The organism is Zwartia lucis (genome assembly GCF_965234455.1).
Lineage (GTDB): Bacteria > Pseudomonadota > Gammaproteobacteria > Burkholderiales > Burkholderiaceae_B > Zwartia > Zwartia lucis.
Genome location: NZ_OZ248474.1, coordinates 265,930 through 290,796, shown reverse-complemented (window position 1 = coordinate 290,796; position 24,867 = coordinate 265,930). Strand labels below are relative to the sequence as shown.

General features: G+C 53.4%; 21 protein-coding genes. 10 read left to right on the top strand and 11 right to left on the bottom strand.

What is annotated here, in order from left to right:
* Positions 1 to 3: 3 nt before the first annotated feature.
* Positions 4 to 1,578 (top strand): gamma-glutamyltransferase family protein, encoded by a 1,575-nt coding sequence (locus tag AC8GE9_RS12115; protein WP_506677401.1) that lies wholly within the window; start codon positions 4 to 6, stop codon positions 1,576 to 1,578.
* A gap of 2 nt (positions 1,579 to 1,580) precedes the next feature.
* Positions 1,581 to 2,234, top strand: a complete 654-nt coding sequence (locus AC8GE9_RS12110) for an FMN-binding negative transcriptional regulator (protein WP_506677400.1) — start codon at positions 1,581 to 1,583, stop codon at positions 2,232 to 2,234.
* A 21-nt stretch (positions 2,235 to 2,255) separates the two neighbouring features.
* On the opposite strand, the gene AC8GE9_RS12105 is transcribed toward AC8GE9_RS12110, so the two are convergent.
* Positions 2,256 to 2,600 carry a hypothetical protein gene (locus AC8GE9_RS12105; protein WP_506677399.1) on the bottom strand — a complete coding sequence of 115 codons (345 nt, stop codon included), beginning with the start codon at positions 2,598 to 2,600 and terminating at the stop codon, positions 2,256 to 2,258.
* An 87-nt stretch (positions 2,601 to 2,687) separates the two neighbouring features.
* On the opposite strand from AC8GE9_RS12105, the gene AC8GE9_RS12100 reads away from it, so the two are divergent.
* The 5 genes from AC8GE9_RS12100 to AC8GE9_RS12080 all read left to right on the top strand — a co-directional run bounded on the left by AC8GE9_RS12100 (position 2,688) and on the right by AC8GE9_RS12080 (position 8,461).
* Positions 2,688 to 3,476 carry a class II aldolase/adducin family protein gene (locus AC8GE9_RS12100; protein WP_506677398.1) on the top strand — a complete coding sequence of 263 codons (789 nt, stop codon included), beginning with the start codon at positions 2,688 to 2,690 and terminating at the stop codon, positions 3,474 to 3,476.
* A 14-nt stretch (positions 3,477 to 3,490) separates the two neighbouring features.
* Positions 3,491 to 4,504 carry a D-2-hydroxyacid dehydrogenase gene (locus AC8GE9_RS12095; protein ID WP_506677397.1) on the top strand — a complete coding sequence of 338 codons (1,014 nt, stop codon included), beginning with the start codon at positions 3,491 to 3,493 and terminating at the stop codon, positions 4,502 to 4,504.
* A gap of 239 nt (positions 4,505 to 4,743) precedes the next feature.
* On the top strand, positions 4,744 to 6,153 hold the full coding sequence (locus tag AC8GE9_RS12090; protein WP_506677803.1) for a DEAD/DEAH box helicase: 1,410 nt from the start codon (positions 4,744 to 4,746) through the stop codon (positions 6,151 to 6,153).
* A 47-nt stretch (positions 6,154 to 6,200) separates the two neighbouring features.
* Positions 6,201 to 7,811, top strand: a complete 1,611-nt coding sequence (locus AC8GE9_RS12085; protein WP_506677396.1) for a peptide chain release factor 3 — start codon at positions 6,201 to 6,203, stop codon at positions 7,809 to 7,811.
* A 23-nt stretch (positions 7,812 to 7,834) separates the two neighbouring features.
* Positions 7,835 to 8,461, top strand: coding sequence for a hypothetical protein (locus tag AC8GE9_RS12080; RefSeq protein ID WP_506677395.1), 627 nt, complete (start codon positions 7,835 to 7,837; stop codon positions 8,459 to 8,461).
* Position 8,462: 1 nt separating this feature from the next.
* Here AC8GE9_RS12080 and rpoN read toward each other — a convergent pair whose 3' ends face one another.
* Positions 8,463 to 9,956, bottom strand: coding sequence for an RNA polymerase factor sigma-54 (gene rpoN / locus AC8GE9_RS12075; protein WP_506677802.1), 1,494 nt, complete (start codon positions 9,954 to 9,956; stop codon positions 8,463 to 8,465).
* Positions 9,957 to 9,972: 16 nt separating this feature from the next.
* On the opposite strand from rpoN, the gene AC8GE9_RS12070 reads away from it, so the two are divergent.
* Both AC8GE9_RS12070 and leuA read left to right on the top strand, forming a co-directional pair.
* On the top strand, positions 9,973 to 10,608 hold the full coding sequence (locus AC8GE9_RS12070) for a hypothetical protein (RefSeq protein ID WP_506677394.1): 636 nt from the start codon (positions 9,973 to 9,975) through the stop codon (positions 10,606 to 10,608).
* A 380-nt stretch (positions 10,609 to 10,988) separates the two neighbouring features.
* On the top strand, positions 10,989 to 12,659 hold the full coding sequence (leuA, locus tag AC8GE9_RS12065; RefSeq protein ID WP_506677393.1) for a 2-isopropylmalate synthase: 1,671 nt from the start codon (positions 10,989 to 10,991) through the stop codon (positions 12,657 to 12,659).
* 5 nt (positions 12,660 to 12,664) lie between these two features.
* Here the strand turns inward: leuA and AC8GE9_RS12060 are convergent, their stop codons facing one another.
* A complete protein-coding gene (locus AC8GE9_RS12060; RefSeq protein ID WP_506677392.1) occupies positions 12,665 to 13,483 on the bottom strand; it encodes a ferritin-like domain-containing protein in 819 nt (272 codons plus the stop codon).
* Positions 13,484 to 13,527: 44 nt separating this feature from the next.
* On the opposite strand from AC8GE9_RS12060, the gene AC8GE9_RS12055 reads away from it, so the two are divergent.
* Complete coding sequence (locus tag AC8GE9_RS12055) at positions 13,528 to 14,007, top strand: DUF3429 domain-containing protein (protein WP_506677391.1); 480 nt, start codon at positions 13,528 to 13,530, stop codon at positions 14,005 to 14,007.
* Positions 14,008 to 14,033: 26 nt separating this feature from the next.
* On the opposite strand, the gene AC8GE9_RS12050 is transcribed toward AC8GE9_RS12055, so the two are convergent.
* The 8 genes from AC8GE9_RS12050 to AC8GE9_RS12015 form a co-directional block, all read right to left on the bottom strand.
* Positions 14,034 to 14,540 (bottom strand): SET domain-containing protein, encoded by a 507-nt coding sequence (locus tag AC8GE9_RS12050; protein ID WP_506677390.1) that lies wholly within the window; start codon positions 14,538 to 14,540, stop codon positions 14,034 to 14,036.
* A gap of 18 nt (positions 14,541 to 14,558) precedes the next feature.
* Entirely contained in the window at positions 14,559 to 15,380 is an 822-nt protein-coding gene (gene panB, locus AC8GE9_RS12045) for a 3-methyl-2-oxobutanoate hydroxymethyltransferase (protein WP_506677389.1), read from the bottom strand.
* A gap of 13 nt (positions 15,381 to 15,393) precedes the next feature.
* Positions 15,394 to 18,075 carry a DNA topoisomerase III gene (locus AC8GE9_RS12040; protein ID WP_506677388.1) on the bottom strand — a complete coding sequence of 894 codons (2,682 nt, stop codon included), beginning with the start codon at positions 18,073 to 18,075 and terminating at the stop codon, positions 15,394 to 15,396.
* A 62-nt stretch (positions 18,076 to 18,137) separates the two neighbouring features.
* A complete protein-coding gene (gluQRS, locus tag AC8GE9_RS12035) occupies positions 18,138 to 19,091 on the bottom strand; it encodes a tRNA glutamyl-Q(34) synthetase GluQRS (protein WP_506677801.1) in 954 nt (317 codons plus the stop codon).
* Positions 19,069 to 19,527 carry a Smg family protein gene (locus AC8GE9_RS12030; RefSeq protein WP_506677387.1) on the bottom strand — a complete coding sequence of 153 codons (459 nt, stop codon included), beginning with the start codon at positions 19,525 to 19,527 and terminating at the stop codon, positions 19,069 to 19,071. Before AC8GE9_RS12030 ends, gluQRS begins: the two co-directional genes overlap by 23 nt.
* A gap of 108 nt (positions 19,528 to 19,635) precedes the next feature.
* The gene (locus tag AC8GE9_RS12025) at positions 19,636 to 21,654 is read right to left on the bottom strand and encodes a TRAP transporter permease (RefSeq protein WP_506677386.1); all 2,019 of its coding nucleotides are present in this window, start codon (positions 21,652 to 21,654) and stop codon (positions 19,636 to 19,638) included.
* Between the two features lie 133 nt (positions 21,655 to 21,787).
* A complete protein-coding gene (locus AC8GE9_RS12020; RefSeq protein ID WP_506677385.1) occupies positions 21,788 to 22,750 on the bottom strand; it encodes a TAXI family TRAP transporter solute-binding subunit in 963 nt (320 codons plus the stop codon).
* 95 nt (positions 22,751 to 22,845) lie between these two features.
* Positions 22,846 to 24,864, bottom strand: a complete 2,019-nt coding sequence (locus AC8GE9_RS12015) for an acetyl/propionyl/methylcrotonyl-CoA carboxylase subunit alpha (RefSeq protein ID WP_506677384.1) — start codon at positions 24,862 to 24,864, stop codon at positions 22,846 to 22,848.
* Positions 24,865 to 24,867 lie beyond the last annotated feature (3 nt).

The following is a 24,867-nucleotide window of genomic DNA, read 5'->3' as shown; positions in this document are numbered from 1 at the left end:
ATCATGCTTGAAAATTTTTCCAGCTCGCAAACTGTGCGTAAAACTGTTGTCGCTACCAAGGCGGGCGTTGTCGCTGCACAGCACCGGCGAGCGGCCGAAGTCGGCGCCGCGATCCTCGATGCGGGCGGTGATGCGGTCGATGCCGCCATCGCAACCTCCTTTGCGATTGGCGTTGTTGAGCCCTGGATGAGCGGCCCTGCCGCGGGCGGCACCATGGTGTTGTGGCGCGCCAAGGAAGGCAAAGCGTACGTCATTGATTTTGGCTGTAAATCACCGCGTGAGCTCAATCCAGCGGACTACCCGCTGAGTGGGGCAGGCAAGTCCTCCGATTTATTTCCCTGGCCTTCTGTTGTCGAAGATCGCAACGTCATGGGTGCAACCGCAGTCGCTGTGCCAGGCGCGGTCGCCGGCATGGATCTCGCCCACACACATTTTGGACGTATGCCTTGGAAAGACCTCGTCACTCCTGCCGCCAAACTCGCCGATGCGGGCTTATTGGTTGACTGGTACACAACGCTTGTGACCGCGGCCAATGCGCGCGTGCTCAGCAAAGATCCTGACACCGCCAAGATGTTCCTAGATGATGGGCACTGGCCAATCGCCGGCGAATGGACCTCGCTGACCGAAAAGCATTTGAATCAAAAAGCTTTCGCGCAAACACTCTTGCAAATCGCCGAAGGCGGTGCGGACGCTTTTTATAAAGGTGACATCGCAGCACAACTTGCAAAAGATGTACGGGCTAAAGGTGGCTGTCTGAGCGTACAAGACTTGCACGACTATCAAGCATCGATTGTCGAGCCACTGACGATCAACTATCGCGGCGGTCGCGTGTATGCAACGCCTGGCCTGACAGGCGGTCCAACTTTTGGAAAAGCCTTGGAAATACTCGCGCGGGAGTTGTCACCGACAAAAGGCAAACCCGATGCGGCAACCTACGCCGGCTTTGCCCGCGCACTCGATGCCGCCTTCAAACTACGTTTTGAAAATATGGGCGACCACGAGTCGCCGAAAGCACCCGGATCGACAACCCACTTTAGCGTGGTCGACCGTGAGGGCAACATGTGTGCCGTGACCCAAACCTTGCTCTCTATTTTCGGTTCGCGTGTCGTGTCACCCTCCACAGGGATGTTGCTTAATAACGGCATCATGTGGTTCGATCCCGAACCCGGCAAGCCCAACTCACTCGGACCTAACAAGCGTTGCTTGGCAAACTACTCTCCTGTCATTGGCGAGGATGCGCAAGGTCGCCGTTTTGCGATAGGTGCTTCAGGAGGTCGTAAAATTCTTGGTGCCGTCATGCAGTTGAGCTCGTTCATGATGGATCATGGTCTCGACCTTGAGGAGGCCTTCCATACCCCGCGTATCGATGTCAGTGGCAGCGGGAAAATCACTGCTGATCAAACACTGCCCGCCGACGTGATTTCCGCACTCGAAAAAGAAATGCCAGTCATTCAAACACGTCGTAACATTTATCCTTATTCCTTTGCTTGCCCGGCAGGCGTCATGCGCAGTGGAGACATGAATATGGGTTGCACAGAAATCATGTCGCCTTATGGTGATGCGATCGCAGGCGGCTAAACATGTATTTACCCAAACACTTTGAACAACAAGATCTTGAGTCTTTAACGTCTTTACTCAAGGCTTATCCACTCGGCGCACTTGTGACGCAACACGAAGGCGTACTCGAAGCGAACCACATTCCATTTTTAATTGAAGGCCCACTTGCCGCAGGCGGCAAACTCATCGGCCATGTCGCCAAAGGAAACCCCGTTTGGAAGCACAAGGTCGCCACGCAGGAGACCTTGGTGATTTTTCAGGGGCCTGAGTCCTACATCACCCCGAACTGGTATCCATCCAAGCAAGTCCATCATCAGGTCGTACCCACGTACAACTACGCTGTTGTGCATGTTTATGGCCAACTCTCCATCACGCACGACGAGGCGGTCAAGCGAAGAATCGTCGGGGACCTCACTGCCTCGATGGAAAAAATGCGCAATAGCTCTTGGCAGATCTCTGATGCACCCGCGGAGTACATTGAAAAAATGCTTAATGCGATCGTCGGTATTGAGCTTACGATCACGCGCATTCAGGCCAAATGGAAAGTGAGCCAAAATCGGGATGCTGCGGATCGCGAGGGTGTGGCGCGCGGTTTAAGCGGAGCAGGTTCAACAGAAAGAGACAACCGTATGCGTGGAGTCGTCCTGAGCGGAAAAGGAATTGGCTTGGACTCATAAGTCTCGCCTCGTGGAGGGAGTTTAGCGACCAAGCTGTTTCGTGCAATCTACCGTCGCATGAATTAACAGTTTATTGTCGTTATTTTTTTCAGGAAATTCTGTCGAGACCACGCGACAACCCGTCACTTTTTCGATCGCTTCGATTTGACGGGCTTTTTGCTTGTCCTCGTCAGTGCCGATTCGTCCCCCTTGTTCCCCGCCAAAGGCCTCCCACTTGTCTTGACCCAAAGAAATGATGCTGATCTCCCGCTTGTCGAGTACGACAATCTGACGCGTTGGATCACGATGGTAGTACACGGCACTCCCCTGACAACCAGCGAGCGTCCCGACAACAGCCACTAGGGCGACAAAGGGAAACGTTTTCATCTATATTCTCTGGTATCGACACAAATTAACTGCTTTGATATTAAGCATAACGCTATTTTTTAATCGAAAACTTTAGAGGCACATTTCATGTCAAAAGAAGGCGTACTTCAGATTCCCTCTCTCAAAGGCAAGGTCTCGGATGCTGAGTGGCAAACCCGCGTTGATCTTGCAGCCTGTTATCGCCTAGTGGAAATGTACGGCATGGCGGATATGATCGCCAATCACATCTCCGCTCGCGTACCTGGCGAGGAAGGAACCTACCTCATCAATGCTTATGGCTTGATGTATGAGGAAATCACCGCCTCAAGCCTTCTAAAAGTTGACCACCACGGCAACATCATTACCAAACCAGATTTCGGTGATCTCAATTACGGCATCAATAAAGCCGGAGCTGTTATTCACAGTGCCGTCCACCACGCACGTCCAGAGGTAGGTTGTGTGATCCATACTCACAGCTGGGCCTCCATGGCCGTATCCTCGCTTGAGTGCGGACTGTTGCCCTTGACGCAGACCGCGATGCGTTTTCTTAAAATCAGTTATCACAATTATGAAGGCGTCGTATTGGACGAAGCCGAACAAGAGTCTTTGTGTAGAGACTTGGGCAATAGCGAAGCCATGATTTTGCGTAACCACGGCGCTTTGACTGTAGGACGTACTATTGGCGAAGCGTTCAACTGGATGCATCGGCTCGAACTTTCCTGCCGAGCCCAAATCGGCGCGATGTCTTGCAACTCTCCTATGTCCAAGGTTTCCCAAAAAGTATTGGATGAAACGTGGAACAACTATCAGCCCGGTACGCGTCGTCCCTATGGTGTGATGGAGTGGCCGGCTTTGCTGCGCAAGCTTGATCGCACCGACACCTCCTATCGCAACTAAACAAGGTCATCACCGTGTCCATTCAAAAACTCAATCATCCTCCGCGCATCCTGCTCTCAGATAAAACCGCCGAGGAGCTTGCCCCTAAACTCACCGCGATTTTAGGCACTGGTGGTTACGTTCGCGTGACCGCCCAGCAAATGCACGAAGGTACTGCGGACGCCGATTTTTGTTTTGTCTCGCGCGATATCACGTCATCCTCCACCAAACAGAAAATCATCCCCTCGACACAATATGTCTATGATGCGCTCATGGGCTCTAAAGCGCTCAAGTGGGTGCACATTCACTCAGCCGGCGTGGATCGCCAAATTTTTCTAGATCTGATGGCCAAAGGCCTCACCGTCACGAGCTCCTCCGGGGCGAGTGCGAGTCTCGTGGCGCAAACGGCCTTGACTGGATTACTCTCGCTGTCGCGTCGCTTTCCTCAACTTGCTGCTGCGCAACGGGCTCACGTTTGGGCACCCTTCTTCAAGGTCGGGCTTCCTCCAGATCTCGAAGGCCAAACCGCCACCATCGTAGGCTGGGGACCGATTGGTCAAAAACTGGCAGGGTGGCTCAAAGCGATCGGCCTGAACATTATCGTTGTGCGCCAGTTCGCTTCATCGACGATTCACGACACACGCGTCGTGTCGTTTGATCAGTTCAACAGTATTCTTCCAGAAACTGATTGGTTAGTTTTAGCCTGTCCACTGACCGCGCAAACGACCAATCTCGTCAGTGCCAACGCGCTCAGTCTGATGAAACACTCTGCACACATCGTCAATATTTCACGTGGCGCCGTCATCGACGAGCCTGCGATGATTGAGGCGCTTAAAAATGACCGCTTGGCCGGTGCTTACCTAGACGTATTTGCGCAAGAGCCCTTGCCCACCGACTCACCGCTGTGGGATATGCCTAACGTCATCGCGACCCCGCATACCTCAGGCTTTTCGGACGCGATTCTTCAGCGGATGGCTGACAAATTCCTTGAAAATCTTGGACACTATTCACGAGGCGAGCCTTTTATCAACGTCGCGCGCTTAAGCTAATCATTCGTTTGACGTCTATTTTTAATCCGGCTTAGCGTACAATGCGTTTACGGTACAACGTTCCAGTCCTCGTACCTCGCTAAGCCCCAACTCTGTGGGCGCTCGCCTCCAAGGCGTTTTTACTCCCTGTTCGTCTGCCCCGATTGGAGTCCACATATTTTGCGGACCGGCATGACGATGGAGCTGTTCTCTTGTCTACTACGACTACTTTCGCTGACCTCGGGTTGGCTGATCCTCTTATGCGTGCGATTGCTGATGCCGGCTATACCGTACCCACCCCAATCCAAGCGCAAGCCATTCCTCGTGTTCTAGCGGGTGGAGACTTACTGGCTGCCGCACAAACCGGCACGGGTAAAACCGCTGGTTTCACCTTGCCCATTCTGCACATGCTGCTTGCCAAGCCCCTTGAGTTGCGCAAGCCTGGCCGCCCACGTGTGCTGATTCTCACTCCGACCCGCGAATTGACCGCCCAGGTCGAAGAGTCCGTCAAAACCTACGGTGTCCATACCAAAATTTCCTCTATGGTGATTTTTGGTGGTGTCAATATCAATCCCCAGACCTCCGCGCTGCGCAAGCCTATCGACATCCTGGTGGCGACTCCCGGACGCCTGCTGGATCATTGCCAGCAGCGCAACGTTGACTTATCCGGTGTCGAGATTCTCGTTCTGGACGAGGCCGATCGCATGCTCGATATGGGCTTTATTCGCGACATTCGCAAAATCCTTGCTTTGTTACCACGTCAGCGGCAAAATCTCCTGTTCTCAGCCACGTTCTCGGACGAAATCCGCGAACTCTCAAAAGGCGTCCTAAACAATGCCTCCGAGGTTTCGGTTGCGGCACGTAATACGACCGCCGAACGTGTCGATCAAACCGTTCACATGGTGGATCAGGCCCACAAGCGTGACATCCTCAGCCACATCATTCGCGAAAGTGGCTGGCACCAAGTGCTCGTCTTTACCCGCACCAAGCACGGCGCGAACCGCTTAGCAGAAAAACTTGTCAAAGACGGCTTATCCGCCTCGGCTATTCATGGCAACAAGAGCCAGGCCGCGCGCACGCGTGCGCTGGATGACTTCAAAAAGGGCAAAGTCGCCGTTCTCGTCGCGACTGACATTGCAGCACGCGGCCTTGACATCGACCAACTGCCTCAAGTCGTGAATTTCGAATTGCCCAACGTGCCCGAAGACTACGTGCATCGCATCGGCCGGACTGGTCGCGCAGGTGCCGCCGGCTCAGCCGTCTCTTTGGTGGATTCGAGCGAGATCAAATACCTCAAAGCGATCGAACGCATCATTAAAAAGCAGATTCCCCAGCTTCCCGCCCCAACTGGCTGGACAGCGTCGCCTGTCTCCTCGCATGGCGCAGACGATGATGCACGTGCCGAGGGTCGTCGCGACGGTCCGCGCCGCCCCCCACAGCGTTCCTCACGTCCGGCCGGTTCGTCAGGCTCTGGCGCGCCGCGTCCCGCGCGTCCTGGCCAAAACGCCGGACAAGCACCCCGTCGCGAAGGGCAGGGTAGTGGCCGAAGCGCGCCAACGGGTCACGCCCCAGCCCGCTCAGGCTCTGGCGGTCCCGTTCGCACAGGCTCGGGTCCTAGCGGCCCAGGTCAAGCTAACCGCCCTCGCCGCCCCGCGCTCTTTAACAAGTAATTTGCCCACTCACAGGCTGGTCCGTCCAGCCTGTAAAATGTGTCACCATGAGTATTCAAGCTGAAGTTGCGCGACGCAGAACGTTCGCCATTATTTCCCACCCTGACGCCGGTAAAACGACACTCACCGAAAAGCTTTTGCTTTTCGCGGGTGCGATCCAGATCGCCGGCAGTGTCAAGGCGCGCAAGGCCTCCCGACATGCGTCCTCGGACTGGATGGAGATTGAAAAACAACGCGGAATTTCCGTTGCCTCCTCCGTCATGCAAATGGAGTACCGCGATTGCGTCATCAATTTACTCGACACACCGGGACACCAGGACTTCTCCGAAGACACCTACCGGGTGCTCACCGCCGTGGACGCCGCACTAATGGTGATTGATGCCGCAAACGGTGTCGAACCACAAACGATACGTCTGCTTCAAGTTTGTCGGGCACGCAATACACCCATCATCACCTTTATAAACAAGATGGACCGAGAGGTTCGCGATCCGCTCGAGCTGCTCTCTGAAATCGAACAACACATCGGCATGGATGCGGTGCCTTTTTCCTGGCCCGTCGGAATGGGCAAAGCCTTCGGTGGCGTGTTCGATATTCAGCGCGACCGCATGCGACTTTTTCGACCTGGCCAAGAGCGCCGCAATGACAGCGCCGATGACTTTATTGACGGGCTAGACAACCCTGAAATCGCCAACAGATTCGGTTCAGCCTTTGAACAAGCCAAGGGTGAGATCGAGCTCATTCAAGCTGCGGCCCCAACCTTCGACCACGGTGCTTTTTTAGCTGGTAAACAAACCCCTGTCTTTTTCGGCTCCGCCATTAATAATTTCGGCGTTCAAGAAGTCTTGGATGCCTTGGTTGATCAAGCGCCTCCCCCCGGCTCACGCCAAGCCCTTGAGCGCGTCGTTCATCCCGAAGAACCCAAATTTACAGGTGTGGTATTCAAAGTCCAGGCCAACATGGACCCCGCGCACCGCGACCGTGTTGCTTTTGTTCGAGTGAGTTCAGGTAAATTTGAGCGCGGTATGCGCCTCAAGGTCTCTCGCAACAGCAAAGAAATCCGTCCCAACAACGTTGTGTCTTTTCTGTCACAACGCCGTGAACTTGTCGATGAAGCCTATGCCGGTGATGTCATTGGTATTCCGAACCACGGCATTCTCCACTTAGGTGACGTCTTGACCGAAGGTGAGGCCTTGCACTTCACCGGTCTGCCGTTTTTTGCTCCCGAGCTTTTCCAGGCCGTTGAAACCAAAGACCCTCTTCGCATCAAACAACTCCGGACTGGGCTCCTGCAGCTTGGCGAAGAAGGCGCCATCCAGGTCTTTAAACCTATTGCCGCAGGTGGAGCGATGCTGCTTGGCGCAGTCGGACAACTCCAATTCGAGGTTGTGGCTCACCGGCTGCAGGCTGAATATGGTGCTGAGGCCCGTCTGATGCCCTCTCGCTACAACATGGCACGCTGGATTACCGCCGAGGACCCAAAAGAACTACGTAAATTCATCGATGCGAACGCCTCCCATATCGCCTATGATGTTATCGAAGCACCGGCTTTCCTTGTCTCGTCGACGGCGCAACTTCGGGTAGCCGAAGAACGCCATCCGGCGATTCGTTTTCATGCAATGCGTGAGCACGGTGGCCAAGTGTTCTCCGACAAAGTCTGACTCCACGCAACCCATAGATCCTTATGACCTGGCGCGCTCTCATCTTCTTCCTGTTGCTTGCACTTGTTGCCTCTTGGCAAGGCGGTCGACAACTCGGCCTATGGCTCGTGGAGCAGGCGCCCGAGTCGATCGCCTCGCCTACCAACGCGACGCAAGCTCGGGGGCAAGTCCTCGATGCGGATGGCAAACCCTTGGCGCCCCAACCTCCTCAGCCTCGGATAGACGGCACACTCGGTGTGCCTCGAGAAATGGCACCGGTCGAATGGACGATCGAAGCCGTGATTGCCTCGCGTGAAGATGCAAACTCTTACAAAAAAGAGGGCGATGACGACGAAGACGAGGGTGACGCATCACAAGAAAACGATGATGAGCGCCGCGATCGCGCCAGAGATCCTGACAGTGTTCGCACTGTCGATGTCAGTGCTCCCGCCTCTCGTTCGCCTTCGACTCGCCCTGTGACAACACCTGCACCACTTTACAGCTGGCGAGACGCCCTTAAAAAAGAACTGACGCAATGCAGCAGTGTGGGATTTTTCAGACGGCCTGGCTGCATCGACGCTGCACAAACGAAATACTGCGGACCTAACAAGGCCTGGGGCAAAGTCGCTGAATGCCCGGATCGCAGTCCGACCAACATCACGGGCGGCTAGCCTAGCCCGCCCCCGCCTGGGATTTCCGCAACGGCGCAGTCGGTATTCTCATCTGTTCGCGGTATTTTGCTACTGTTCGCCGGGCAATCGAAATGCCATCCTTGTCCAGCAAAGTCGCCAATTGACTATCCGAAAAGGGCCGCGTCCGGTCTTCTTGACGGATCAACGCCTGAATGCGCGTCTGAACAGCCGTTGAAGACGTCGCCTCCCCTCCCTCGGTGGACAAGCCCGTGCTGAAAAATCGCTTTAACTCCAACGTTCCGTAAGGCGTCACCATATATTTTTGCGTTGTCGCACGAGAGATGGTTGATTCGTGCATGCCTAGTTCTAGCGCCACATCCTTAAGTGTAAGAGGCCTGACCGCCTCCCACCCTTTAGTAAAAAATCCTTGTTGGTGCGCCACGATGACTTGAGAGACTCGCAAAATCGTCTCAAAGCGTTGTGCAACATTACGTATCATCCAGCGCGCTTCTTGTAACTGTCCATGCAAAGCACTATTTGCTCCGCCACGCGGACTCCCCAGCGCCTCGGCATACAAAGCGTTCACGCGCAATTTTGGCATCACGGCGTCGTTAAGCTGAGCCTCCCAGCCCTTGCGTGTTTTGCGAACAATCACATCCGGCACGGCAAAGTCAGCAGCAGGCTTATTCCATGGGCTACCGGGACGCGGATTCAGTCTCACAATCAGTGCATGGGCGCGTCGCAATTGATCCGCCTCGCAATGCATCGCTTCTCGAAGCTTTGTCATGTTGCCCGTTGCCAAAATATTGAGGTGGTGCTGACACAGACGACGCGCCAGAGCCAGAAGTTCGGTATCCAGGACCTCTGGTAGGCGCTCAGAGTCGGCAAATTGCAATTGCAAATCCAGACATTCCGCCAAGTCTCGCGCCCCAATTCCGGGCGGGTCAAAAGACTGCAAAAACTTGAGCGCCATTCGAAAGTCATCCACTTCCAAGTCCAAATCTGGATTCATCCACGCGACAATATCCTCAAGCGGAGAGGCCAGAAATCCATCCTCATTGAGCTCTTCAATGAGCAAGCCTACGATCGCTGCATCCCGCTCACTCAGTCGCGTTGTCCCCAATTGGCCGAGCAAATACTCCCGTAAATTACTCTCGCGGGCGGCCTCCGGGCGCTCAGTCAGCTCGTCATCCCTCGAATGACGCGATTCCGTTGAAAACTCCAGACGGTCCCGTATGCGGGGGGCATCCTCTTCTGAAAAAGATCCCGTTTGTGCCTCAAGATCCCCTTGCGCCTCACCAGAAGGGGTCTCAGCGCGTTCGAAAGCCTCGCCCACCCCTGCAGTAGAGCCCAAGGCTCCTGGATCCTGTAGGCCCTCTCCCTCCTGCTCCAGCAAGGGGTTTTCCGCGAGCGCCTTCGCCACCTCAGCCTCTAGATCGAGGGTCGACAGCTGCAAGAGTCGGATGGACTGTTGCAGTGCCGGGGTCAGTGTCAGGCTCTGACCAAGACGAAGTTCGAGAAAATTGCGAGTCATAGGTACAATATTTTGCATGATGAACACACCAAACACCGCAAATATCCGAAAAGATGTCTATCTTCTGGGCAATACGTTGTTGCGCCTAGGTCTTCCACGGCTGATTATTCGCCTGGTTGTGACCCTTAGTGTGCTGGCCCTACTCCTTTATTTCGTTCAAGGCATTCTTGCACGGGGTAAGGGTTGGCTTGAATTTGGCCTGCGTATTTCTGGTCTCAACGAAATACTTGGCAAAACCGTGATCGATTTTGTCATGCTATACCAACACTTCTTTTGGTGGCTAATTGCGGCATTGTTGGCGCTCTTTGTCATCAGTGCACTGATGAGCTGGTTGCGCGGCAGCGTCAAACGCGGTCGTGCGGCCTTGGTTCCTTTGAGCGAGGTCCGCAAGCTCTTCGCCGGCCTCAGTTCCGAAGCCCTCGATGTTCTCGATTGGGTCTGGCGTGACAAGTCGACACCCATTACCGTGGGCAATCTCCAAACTTCTCTTAACCAACTCCGCACTGGACGGCCGCGCAAACTCGACTTAGCACGCGCGCAAAAACTTGAGCTAGAGTTGGCTCTCACCCCAAAAGGGTCCCCACTGCCCACACCCTCTGAGACAGCACCCTTGGATCGCAGTGGTCATCGCGAGCCAACCCTCCTCGCCTAAGCCCAAGCAAACTGTTGCTTTAAAGAGCAAATGCACGCGCTTCAAAACGTTTAAGGCTTGCATTTAACTTGTATTTATGTTCATCTTATGGCTATGTATGCATACATTTCAGGCTTTGCCTGTCCTCGTTTAACCAGCATCGCCTCACAAGGGGATGGCTTGTTAGCGCGCGTATCCACACTCAGCCTACAGCCGCTACTACTAGCGATCGGTTGCCGGACCTAGCGTCCCGTGGCAGTCCGGCAGCCCTTGGCCACTCGAATTACTCCAACAAACTCCTGTATTAAGTCCGGCACAAACGGACGCTGATCAAAAGCCAGCAACAGATTATTGCGATGCTCCCTACACACGGCATCTGTAAAACAGACTTGAGGTTAAACATGCTTTCGAATCCCGCCACAAAATATATTCCGTTCAAACCCTTCGAACGTGATTTTTCTGAACGCACCTGGCCCACCAAGCGGATTACCCATCCGCCGATCTGGATGAGCACGGACCTGCGCGATGGCAATCAGTCATTGATCGAACCTATGAGCGTCGAACGCAAACTGCGGTTTTTCGACATGCTCATCAAAATTGGTTTCAAAGAAATCGAAGTGGGATTTCCCTCCGCATCGCAAACCGACTTTGACTTTGTGCGTAAACTTGTCGACGACAAACTCATCCCCGATGACGTCACAATCATCGCCTTGACACAAGCTCGCCCCGAACTCATCGAACGTACGGTCGAGGCTGCTGCGGGCGCCAAGCGCGCCATGATTCACTTGTATAACGCTTGCGCACCCGGTTTTCGCCGCATCGTCTTTAATATGAATCGTGAAGAGGTCAAGCAAGTCGCTGTAGAGGGCACCAAATGCGTGATGGCCTGCATGGACAAATACCCGCAAACAGAATGGTTGTACGAATACTCCCCAGAAGTTTTTAGCACCACCGAACCCGACTTCGCGCTCGAGGTCTGCAATGCTGTGACCGACATGTGGAAACCCACACCTCAGCGCAAAATCATTTTCAACTTGCCCGCAACCATTGAGGCGACCACGCCCAACATGTATGCCGATCAAATCGAATACATGCACAACAACCTGAATAAGCGCGATAGCATCCTCATCAGCTTGCACCCGCATAATGATCGCGGCACCGCTGTGGCTGCCGCCGAACTCGGCTTAATGGCCGGTGCGGATCGCGTCGAGGGGTGTTTGTTTGGTAATGGCGAGCGCACCGGTAACGTTGATCTCGTCACCCTGGCCTTAAACCTCTACACCCAAGGTATCCATCCGGGCTTGGATTTTTCTGACATCGACGAAGTGCGCCGCTGCGTGGAATTTTGTAATCAATTACCCGTGCACCCCCGCCATCCCTATGCGGGAGACCTCGTGTTTACGGCCTTCTCGGGCTCGCATCAGGACGCAATCAAAAAAGGGTTCGCGGTTCAAAAAGCAGATGCAATTTGGGAAGTGCCTTATTTACCCATCGATCCTGCCGACCTCGGTCGTAGCTACGATGCGGTTATCCGCGTGAATAGCCAATCCGGCAAAGGTGGCGTGTCCTACTTGCTCGAGCAAGAGCATGGCTTGGCACTGCCACGTCGCTTACAAATCGAGTTCAGCCGCGCGATTCAACGCGTGACGGACCAGACGGGTCGCGAAGTCACTGCCACCGATGTTTACAGCATTTTCAACAGCGAATATTTGACTCAAACCGAACCATGGAAGCTGATTAAGCATCGCATCACAGGCGATCCAAGTGCCGCCGAAGGTAAGCTGTTCACGATCGAGGCGGAGTTTGATGTCGGTGGTGAGCGACGCACCTTGACCGGCTCAGGCGATGGCGCGATCTCGGCGTTTGTCGACTGTCTCGGTATTCCTGTACGCATTATGGATTATCACGAACATGCCATCGGTATGGGTACAGACACCCGTGCGGCCTGTTATGTCGAAGCGCGTATCGAAGAGGGTGTGACGGGGTTCGGTGTCGGCATCGATCGCGATATCGTCACAGCATCTTTCAAAGCCGTTCTGAGCGCATTGAATCGGCATATCAAAGCCAGCTAAACGCGCTATTCTGTTCGCCCACGAGCGCCTTCTTGCGGGCGCTCGTTTTCTTTTTGTAGTGCGACAATTTCCTCAGGCTCAAACCCAGCGGCCAAACGCGCCTCGATATTAAAAGGTCCCTTGAGTGTTGGCGCCCGATATTGTCTTGCAAGCTCGGCATAGGTTTGAATCGGCTCACGCCCGCGTTCCGTGCACAACCAGCGATACCAATAATTACCGATCGCCACGTGCCCAATCTCATCGCGCAAGATCACATCGATGATGCCTGCTCCCTTGGCGTCACCCCCGCTCGCGAGCTTATGACGAACAGCTGGCGACGCATCCAATCCTCGCGCCTCCAGCGTCCGAGGCACAAGAGCCAAACGGGCCAACACATCGTCTTGCGTACGCTGCGCCATCTCCCAAAGTCCGTCATGTGCGGGAAAATCACCATAGCGATACCCCAACGTATTTAGGTGTGACTCCAGCATTTGAAAGTGCTTAGACTCCTCGATCGCGACGCCTAGCCATTGCCGATAAAAAGTCTCAGGCATAGCGGGAAATCGCCACACCACATCCAGCGCTAAATTAATCGCATTAAATTCAATATGCGCTAGGGCATGCAGCAAAATTGCGCGCCCTTCGAGCGTATGGACACTGCGAAGGCGCAAACCCGCAGGCGGGACTAGCTCCACGGAAGGTCGCCCCGGAATAGGCTCATGCGTCTGAAGAATACGGGCTGTGTCGACCGGGACATCTGTCCCGACCTCCTCCAAAAGGGCAGCCTTGTCTGACCACGTTGTTTTACCTAACGCCCGTAGCGCAAGTTCCCGAAGCTCAGTCACGTTTCACTCAACCATTTTTTAACTCAATTGGTAATATTGCAATTATGTCTGATCTTCTCAATTCCACCCACACCACATCGCCTGCTCGCATCCCCGCCGCAGCCCTTTTGCCTGGCTTATTGGGCTTGTTGCCCTTTTGGGGACTTGCCCTCGCGACGGAGCTTTCGAGCGGTCTCGATCCATTGCTCACCTTGATGGCATTGATCATGTACGCTGCGATTATTCTTAGCTTTGTTGGTGCGCTCTGGTGGGGGATGGCTGTCCATGCCGCACCCTCGATACTTCGATCTGCGATGTTTGTCTGGAGTGTTGTGCCTGCCCTGATTGGGTGGGCTGCAATCATGACCGAGCCCACCCTCGGCTTACGCATACTGATTGGCGGCCTGGCACTTCAGTGGGTTCTGGATGGCCTATTAATGCGCAATATGCCCACTCTCATGCCGCGCTGGGTCTTCAGACTACGCACGATGCTCACACTTGGTGCGACAAGTGCGCTTGGCTTCGCTTGGTGGCAACTAAGCTAATCGTCCAGCAGAGCGCGCCTCGCGTCTTAGGCCGTGTGTGTCACAACCTTCTTTTTACGGCTTTTTTTCTCTGGTACCCCCAGCATCGTAAAACGGCAAGCGGTTGCGCCACACCTGCACTCATACTGCGCCTTAAGCTTTTTAGTTAGCTTTTCATCATCAATCACCAGACCGTAGTCATAGTTTAATTCCTCACCGCGCTTGATATCCCGCTTGGCGACGATATGAACGCGTTTGCCACCCTTGCCCTCGGTGCTCTCGCAATTAGGCTCGCATGAATGATTGATCCAGCGCGCCTCATTACCCTCGTCATTCCCGTCAATCACTTTGCCGGAACTCAAGGAAAAAAAGAACGTATGAAAGGGATCATCAGGATTTGTTGGGTGGCGGCGATCCGCTTCTTTGGCGCTGATCGTCTTGCCACCGTACTCGATAATACGCGTGCCTTCGGGAATATTGCGCGCAGCGAACACGCCGTTGCCGTGGACCTTGGAACGCCTGACGATATGCCAGGGCTTTTCTGTTGTTGTCATAAATCGAGCGTCAAAAAATCAGGTGCGTTTAACACCAAAACAATGTTGTGCTTCGGGAAACTTACCGCCCCGCACCTCATCGGCATATTGCTGAACGGCGTTGCGCATGATCGTATCCAAGTCCGCATAGCGCTTGACGAACTTAGGCACACGATTACCACTCAGCCCGAGCATATCATCGGTGACCAAAATCTGGCCATCGCAAGAAGGCGACGCTCCAATCCCAATCGTAGGGATGGATAGTTTTGACGTGATCTCAGCACCCAGCGCCTCAGCGACCCCTTCAAGGACGACACCGAACGCGCCTGCTTTTTCCAGCGCTTGAGCATCCGCCAAAATCCGCGCGGCTGAATCAGGTGTTTTTCCCTGAGACAAATAACCACCCATCGTATTGACATACTGTGGCATCAGACCAACGTGCGCCAGAACAGGAATGCCTCGACTCACCAAATACTCCACCGTCTCAGCCATCACCTCGCCGCCTTCAAGCTTGACTGCGTCGGCACCCTGACTCAACAAGTATCCTGCGCTGCGAAATGCCTGAGCTAAAGACTCTTGATAACTACCAAAAGGCAAGTCAGCCACAATACACGCGCGTTTAGTGCCCCGCACAACCGCCGCCGTGTGATGACCAATCTGTTCGAGCGAAATCGACAGGGTATTGGGTAAGCCGTACGCCACCATCGCCGTCGAATCACCAATCAAAATAAAGTCGACATAATCATCGATCACTCTTGCCGTCGGCACACTATATGCGGTCAACGCGACAATTTTGCGTTGACCTTTGCAGGCTAACAATTGCGGGACTGTCATCCGTTTTACTTCTGTCTGCGCGTTCATCTTGATTCCCTATTTATTCATCAAGTGCAACTTTCGTCGCTACCTTCTTAGTCGCTTTTTTTGCGACTTTTTTAACCGCTTTTTTAACCGCTTTTTTGGCAACGGTTTTCGTCACGGTCGTTTTTGTTGCTTTCTTAGCCGCTTTTTTCACGACCGTTTTAGCCGCTGATTTAGTTGCTGTTTTAGTGGCCGTTTTTGTAGCGGTTTTGCTCGTTGTTTTTGATGCTGTTTTGCGACCCGGTTTTTCAGGGCGGGCTTCAAACTCAAAGCTGACCTTTCCGCTTTCGCCTCGCGCGAGATACGCCTTGAACTTGCGATTTGTACGACTTGAAACAAATCCTTCTATTAGGTCTGTTTTGCCTGTACTCAACAACTTGGACATTTGCTCCGCACCAATCTCTTGTTGCAAGATCACCTTGCCTGAGCGGAAGTCACAATTACGTTCAGGACCCACAGATTTTTCGCATATATAGCTCATGCCATACTCAAACACCTGCGCTGAGCATTTGGGACATGCGCCCAAGGGTGCATGCCCGGAAAAATCAACCGGTTCATTTGACTCCTCATCGCGTTGACCAAAATCAAACTCTAGCTTTGACTCAGGATCAAGCTTTAAGATCGCGGCAAACGGTCGGCCCATTTTGCTAATAAAACCCTGCATGGGACCGATACGCTTATCCGTAATGAGCGTTTCGACTTCAGCTGGCTCAAACGTTCGTCCACCCGGATGTTTACCGATTGAAAAGTCACAACTTATGCACGCGTAGCGGCGATAGTTTTCTTTGACGACCGCACCACACTTCGGGCACGGTGTGGACAATGTGACATAGTCACCTGGAACGGTATCGCGATCGTATTCTTTCGCGCGTTTGACGATGACTTGCGTCATTTGCGCAATTTCACGCATAAAAGCGTCACGCTCAAGCTCGCCTTGTTCGATCTGCTGGAGTTTATGCTCCCACTCTCCCGTCAGTTCTGGCGACGTCAGTTCTTTAACATCTAGTCCGTTTAACAACGTCATCAGCTGACGCGCTTTCGCGGTGGGGACCAAATCACGGCCTTCACGCCGCAGATACGTTTCGTTTAGTAAGCCTTCGATGATTGAGGCGCGCGTCGCGGGCGTACCAAGACCCCGAGCGGCCATCGCCTGCGCAAAGTCGTCATCGTCGACCAGCTTGCCGGCATTCTCCATCGCGGACAGCAATGTACCTTCGTTGTAGCGCGCGGGTGGTTTAGTGACCAATGCGATCGCGTCTATATCTTCAGTGCGCACGGCCTCGCCTTCAACGACTGCCACCAGCGTGGCGTCTTCTTCCTGTACCTCGCGGCCATAGACAGCCAGCCAACCTGGTGAAACTAGCACTTTACCTTCAGTTTTAAACTGATGCGCCTGCACCGTCGTGGTCCGTGTCGTCATACGGTATTCTGCTGACGGAAAGAAAATCGCCAAGAAGCGCTTGACTACCAAGTCATATAACTTCGCCTCGGCTTCACTCAATTCTTTAGGAATTTGCAGTGTCGGAATAATCGCAAAGTGATCTGACACTTTCTTGTTATCAAAGATTCGTTTGTTGGCTTTGACCCAGCCATTCTTGCCAATCGTTTTAGCGTGGGGTGCCAAGTGTCGCGTGACACCCTCGCCCTCGGCAATCCCTTCAATCGTGGCACGCACCGTATTGATATAGTCTTCAGGCAAATGCTTGGAGTCCGTTCTTGGGTACGTCAACGCCTTGTGGCGCTCATACAGGCTCTGGGCCAAGGAAAGCGTTGCCTTGGCGGAAAAGCCGAATCGTCCGTTCGCCTCTCTCTGCAAGGACGTTAAGTCAAACAGCGCAGGTGCGGCCTCGGTTTTGGGTTTGGCAACCTCTGTGACCACCCCAGGTTGCGCGCGACATGCCGCCACCACACTCTTGGCCGCCGCCTCAACCCAAAGCCTCGACTCGTGCTTAGAAGGGTCTTCGGCATCTTTCTTAAACTGAGGGTCAAACCAACGACCTTCATACAAACCTGCCGCTGCGACGAAGGTCGCTCTGACTTCCCAATAGTTGCGTGGCTCAAAGCGTCGAATTTTTTCTTCGCGCTCAAACACGATCGCCAAGGTTGGTGTTTGTACCCGCCCTACTGGCGTTTTAAAAAATCCACCATCCTTACTATTAAAGGCGGTCATGGCACGCGTGCCATTAATGCCCACCAGCCAATCTGCTTCAGCACGCGAGCGCGCAGCCGCTTCGAGAGGCTTCATCGTGGCGTCTTCACGCAAATTTTTAAAGGCGTCTCGAATCGCGTCCTGCGTCATCGACTGCAACCAGAGGCGTTGTACCGGTTTTTTCTGGCCCGCATATTGTTCAATGTAGCGGAAAATCAGTTCGCCCTCGCGCCCCGCATCACACGCATTGATAAGTGCGCTGACATCCTTGCGTTTAATGAGTCGCACCAACATTTTCAGGCGCTCTGCTGACTTTTTGTCGCTCGGGTTCAGCTCAAACTGTGGCGGAATAACAGGCAGATGTGTGAAGCTCCATTTTCCCTTGACCGGATCGTTGGGCGCGATCAGACTCAGCAGGTGACCGACGCTTGAAGACAAGACGAATGAGTCACTTTCAAAATAGTCGCCTTCACGCGTAAAGCCCCCTAATGCCCGTGATATATCAAGGGCAACAGAAGGTTTCTCAGCAATAATTAATGTCTTAGTCATTCTTTTCCAAATACAGCTCTTGTACACAACACGCAAAATCTGAACCAAGATATGGCTTCAGTCTAGTGCGGATCATAAAAGCGGTGATTAATGCCGTGCAAGTTAGCACGACTCAGGCCTTGCACCCAAACGGGGATCGCCTCGGCCCAAAAGCTCCTAACATCCTCAACAGGCAAGGGGCCAAAGCCCAAAGCAGCCCAAGCGCCCTTCAAAACACCGAGTGGGTCGCTTAAATCGAGGGCTGCGGCGCCATTTTGTTTAGACAACTTCTTCCCTGCATTATCCGTCACAAGAGGAACGTGCATGTACTCTGGCCGAACCAACCCCAACATCTCGCCCAACATCACTTGTCTCGCTGTACTACTTAATAAATCTTCGCCACGAACCACGTGCGTGACGCCTTGTTCCGCGTCGTCAACCACAACCGCTAATTGATAGGCCCAGATCCCATCTGCTCGTCGTAAGACAAAATCTCCCACCATTTGGTTCACCCTTTGCGTCATTGGCCCCACCCAGCGATCGTGAAAGACAACCTGCCCCTCTGCTACGCGCAACCTCCACGAGAGCGCCAGACGGCCTTTTGGCAGCCCTGAGCGACATGTTCCAGGATAAGGGCGCTCCCCTTCAGGAAAATGTCCTTGTATTCGCAACACCGAATCAGCGATTTCACGCCGAGTGCATCCACAGGAATAAACTAGATTTAGCGACAAAAGAGTGTCAAATGCGTGCTGATAACGACTTAATCGACGAGATTGATACAAAACCTCACCATCCCACCGCATTCCAAGAGCCTTAAGCTGTTGCAAAATGACACGATCTGCCCCCGGTACATTGCGAGGGGAGTCCAAATCCTCCATTCTGACGCGCCAAACACCATCATGTGCCTTGGCATCGAGATAGCTCGCTAACGCCGCAACCGCAGAACCCGCATGCAGCGGACCACTTGGACTCGGCGCGAAGCGACCAATGTAGGCCGGCTGAACCTGGGGCAAGTCAGTGCAACAGCCGGTCACCATCGTCACGCAGGAGCTCTTCCAGAATCAAATGGTCGACCTCAGACTCCTGACTCCACAACACCATCAACGCGATGATTTTGATCTTTTGGAGCGATACGGGACCGTCTGTCGTCGCCATGGCGCGGTCAATGACGATTTCACGCAGAGCAGGAGAAAGCGCCTCTGTGGTCTCAAGAAAGGTAATGAAACCTATTGCTTGAGAGCCAAGGTGTTGCAACTCGTAATCAGCGTAAGCACGGAAACCATCGCCAGGCGTCTGGGCTAGACCCACACACTGCTCAGTCGTTTCGGCCAAACCAACCAGCCAACCCAACGCCTCATCTATATCAGTATGCTCAAAGCCAGCGGCGGCGAGCCGTTTAGCTAGCACATCGGCCGACGGACAGGCCTCGGGGGTGTAATAGTTCTCAAACAGGTAAACCAGGATATCGAACATGGCAGCTACGGCTCCTGTTTTAACCGGGGTCTGTCAGACCCCACGTGTGAAATAACTTTACCCTTAAATATAGAAAACAACAAACGCTATCTTTAATGACCTTAAAAATCATGCAGCAGCTACAGGCGCCGAACGCCTGACAAACTGTGCCAACACTGCGGGCAAGGCCAACACGAGGCCTGCCAAGCCGCTTTGCCATCCAGGCGCAATAAATAACAACGCAGCCAAAGCAAAGGTCCAGCGCTCCCAGGCCTTCATGTGCGTCAAAAAATAACCTGAAAAGGCGGCGGACAAAAACACCAACCCGATCATGGCTCCGCTCAGCGTGATGAAAAACTCCTCCCACGTGAACCCATTGAGGACCAGCAATAAAGAGGGTGAAAAGATAAACACAAATGGCACTAACAGTTTGCTAATTCCCAACATAAACGCCGTATTCCCTGTTTTAAACGGATCACTGCCCGCCATGCCCGCCGCCGCATAGGCTGCCAAGGCAACCGGGGGCGTAAGATCCGCCAAAATACCAAAATAAAACACAAACATATGTGCCGCTAATGGCTGAACACCCAGCTGCACAAGCGTAGGCGCCGCGACCGCGACCATGATGATGTAGTTCGCCGTCGTCGGGATCCCACATCCCATCAAAATACATACCAGACCCGTAATCATGAGTGCCGCAATCAACGTCAAGGTCTGCATATTCACCAGAAAATCTGGCAAAACCGCTGCCGCTGCGCCCGCGATCGCCTGTGAAGCGGCGATCACAATGAAAGACACTTTAAAACCAACGCCCGTCAACGTCACCACACCAATCACGATCCCTACCGTACCTGCGGCGGCACCTACCGCCAATGCATACTTGGCACCCGTTTCAAAGGCGTCGTAAAGATCACGCCATCGCAGACGCTGTACAGGGTTGAGCAACCCCACCACGATACACGCCGTGATGCCGGCGAACGCGGCAAGATAAGGCGTTCGGCCACTCACGAGCACACCAATCAAAACCACCAACGGGATCAGTGTTGGCCAGCGCTTGCGAAATGACTCTTTTAACTTTGGCATTTCCTCTTCGGTCAAGCCACGCAAATTTTGACGCTTAGCCTCGAAATGCACCTGCATGAACATGCCAAAGAAATACAAAAAAGCGGGGAAGGTCGCAGCCAACGCAATATCGCGATAAGGAATATTTAAAAATTCGATCATCAAAAATGCCGCAGCACCCATGATCGGTGGCGTAATCTGCCCTCCGGTGCTCGAAGCGGCCTCAACACCCGCGGCAAAATGCCGTGGATAACCCACGCGAATCATCGCGGGAATCGTCAGTGAGCCCACCGTGACGGCATTGGCAATCGACGAGCCTGACAACATACCAAACATCGCCGAACCGAATACGGAGACCTTTGCAGGCCCACCTGCATAGCGCCCTGCAATCGCGGAGGCCACATCAAGAAATAATTGACCCAGACCGATACGCGTAGCTAACACGCCAAACAACACAAAATGAAAAACATACGTGGCCACGACGCCGATTGCGACACCGTAGACACCTTGGCTAGTGAGATACAGGTGATTCACTATTTGTGACCAGCTATTTCCCGCGTGCTTGAGCAAACCCGGAAACTCCTGACCAAACATGGCGTAAATCATGAAAACAATCGCAATGATAGGCAGCGGCCAACCCATTGCGCGACGCGTGCCTTCGAGCAAGCCCACTAATAAGATCGTGCCCATAAAGACATCGATTTTGTCTGGATTGCCCACCTTGAAGGCCAGTTCTTCAAAAATATAGGGGATGTACAAAACCGTGAGCGCCAACGCTAGCGCGATCAACCAATCAAACAAGGGGATGCCACCCGGTGACAGCCACGTCGATTTGGGCTCACGCTTATACGCCCGCTTGTTAAAACCAAACACCAAAAAAATAAGACTCAATACAAAAGCGAGGTGAACCCCACGATGTGTCGACTCTCGCAACAAACCAAAACCCGCCGTGTAATAGTGAAAGATTGACAGCGATACCAACAGGATGGAAACAATCCAGGTCGCGCTCGCGGCGAGCGGACGAAACCGTATTTCGGGATCAAATTGTTCTGTTAGTGCCTGGGCTTTCTTTTCATCTAATTGCATAACGGACTCGTGATAAACGGATGATCGTGACGATCAAAATAAAAGGCGGTGTTTCGCATGTGCGCTCACCGCCTTAGGCACTTAACAATCTCATCAGGTGTCACATGCGTCAAGCTCATGACCCCTCAGCCCCTTATTTCAATAGGCCTTTTTCTTTGTAAAACTTCTCTGCGCCAGGATGAAAGGGGATGCCAGCGCCCATCACGGCATTAGGCAAAGTAATCAGTTTGCCTTTGGAATGACCAGCGGCTAAAGCCTTTTGAGCAGGATCAGAGTAAACCGCCTTCACGATTTCATAAACAACCGCTTCCGTTTGCTTCGCAGACGTGATCCACTGCGCATTCACTGCGATGGTTTTGACTTCGCCAACGCCTTGATATGTACCCGCAGGAATCACATCGGGTGTAAAAAAGCGCTGTGTCGAACGCAACTTGTCGATTTCAGGACCTGCGATTGAAACCAACTCTACGCCTGCGCCGCTTGAAACAAGCTCAGCAACTGCCGCAACGGGTGCACCCGCGACGATAAAGAAGGCATCCAAGCCACCATCCTTCATTTTGTCACCGGCCTGGTTGGGCTTCATGTATTCGGCCTTGACGTCCTTGTCCGTCATGCCATAAGCACCCATGATCAAACGCACATCGACCAAGGTGCCGGAACCAGGCTCGTCCATGGAAACACGCTTGCCGCGCAAATCGGCGACGGATTTAATCCCCGAACCTTTACGCACAACCAAATGGATGCTTTCAGGATAAAGCGTTGCGATCAGTCTCAGGTCTGTCGCCTTGGTCCTGCCCGCAAATGTACCCGTGCCTGAATAGGCCCAGTACGCGACATCCGACTGGCTAAAACCAGACTCAAGCGAGCCGCCCACGATGCCGTTGACGTTTGCCACCGAACCATTGCTAGCGACCGCAGAAGCGATAAGCTTTCCTGGCTGAGTGACGAGGTTAGCGATCATGCCACCGACTGGGTAGTACGTCCCTGCCGTGCCGCCTGTACCAATTCGGAAAAACTGCTGAGCCTGCGCGGGGGCTGCGACAGTAGCAATGAGCGCGGCAGCACCTAAAAATTTAGCTAGAGATTTTAAAAACATAAAGTTACTCCCTGATTAAATAATCGGACGAAAACGTTACTATTTTACTAGTAGTTTTGCGAATGAAATGTAATGAACTGCAACAACCGCATCGCTTATGACAACCCGACGAGGGTAGCCCCTTCGCTAACCTGCTCGCCAACACCATAAAATATTTCTTTCACAACGCCATCTAGAGGCGCGATGACCGCATGCTCCATTTTCATGGCTTCCATGACTAACAGCGCATCGCCTTGTCTAACAGCCTGACCCTCTATGACATGCACCGCAATAATTTTTCCTGGCATGGGCGCCGTCAAACCTCCCGTCTGACCCGCTTCTTTATGCAAAGCCTGGCTAAGCGGATCTTGCAGACACAACATCGTATGCATTCCCTCGACAAACACATCAACGCGTTCACCCTGCTTTTGAACCGTCGCCGATCGACGCACGCCGCTTAACCGCAGTGCCAACACAAACGCGCCGCTTGGCATGCGCTGAGCTGACCAGCAAAAATCGCTAGTCCGCCCATCGATATCAAGACGCTTATCACCCCCAATACCCAAGAGATCGACCGTTCTGGGCGTCTGTCCATCCAACCACACAAATCGACGTCTGTATGCTCCATTCAGCCTCCACCCATCCTGAATCGACCAAGGATCGGTCGGGATTGGCTTCCGTAACGCCTGGGATGCCATCTCAGCAGACTCCTCAGACAATACCGCCGCGACTGCACAAGCCAAGACATCATCTGTGCTTTCTTTTGACGGCGGCAATAATGTTTCGCGCCTGCGCTCAATCAGCCCTGTATCGAGATCCGCGTGTGCAAACGAATCATCTGCAATCAGTCTAGAAAGAAAGTTTACGTTCGTGTGCACACCGACTATTTGCGTCTCGGCAAGCGTCTGCCGCATCAGGGCAAGGGCCAACTCGCGCGTTGCACCCCAAACAATGAGCTTCGCGATCATTGGATCGTAGTAGGGCGAGATGTCGTCTCCACAACGCACACCACCATCTACGCGCACCACGCCATTCGTAAAGGCAACATGCTCGGGTAGCTGAAGATGCGTCAAACGACCGACAGAAGGCAAAAATCCTTTCTCTGTATTTTCAGCATAAATACGCACCTCGATGGCATGGCCCACCTGTTGAATCTGCTCTTGTGTCAACGGCAGGGGTTCGCCGGCAGCCACGCGTAACTGCCACTCGACCAAATCAAGACCTGTGATCATTTCAGTCACAGGATGCTCAACCTGCAGACGCGTATTCATCTCCATAAAGTAAAACGTTCCATTGGGCTCGACAATAAACTCCACCGTTCCCGCGCCGACATAGTTCACTGCGCGCGCGGCGGCCACCGCTGCCCCACCCATTTCACGCCGCATGTCTTCTGACATATTCGGCGCAGGCGCCTCCTCGATCACTTTCTGGTGTCGTCTCTGTATAGAGCAATCCCTTTCAAACAGATAAATACATTGGCCGAACGTATCGGCAAACACCTGTATCTCGATATGTCGCGGCTTCTGCAAATACCGTTCAATCAGCACACGGTCATCACCAAAGCTCGCCCTCGACTCTCGCTGACACGAGGCAAGCGCGGCATCGAAATCCGCACTCGACTCCACCACTCGCATGCCCTTGCCACCACCGCCCGCACTCGCTTTGATCAATACGGGATAGCCGATACCATCAGCCTGCTGACGTAAAAACTGTACCTCTTGATTTTCCCCGTGATATCCCGGAACAAGAGGCACACCCGCTTTTGCCATTAAATTTTTTGCTGCTGACTTGCTTCCCATCGCCGCAATGGCCCCTGGAGGAGGTCCTACAAACGTCACCCCCTCATGTGCACACGCTTTTGCAAAGTCTTCATTCTCTGACAAAAATCCATATCCAGGATGAATTGCCTGCGCTCCATGCTCACGTGCAACATCCAAAATCGATCTGCTTTTTAAATAGCTTTCATTCGCTGGCGCGTTTCCAATCCGTACTGCGACATCACAACTCGCAACATGCTTGGCTTGTGCGTCCGCATCCGAGTAGACCGCGATTGTTTTTATGCCAAGCTTGCGCGCCGTTGCCGCGACACGACATGCGATTTCGCCACGATTAGCGATGAGTATTGTTGTAAACACGTT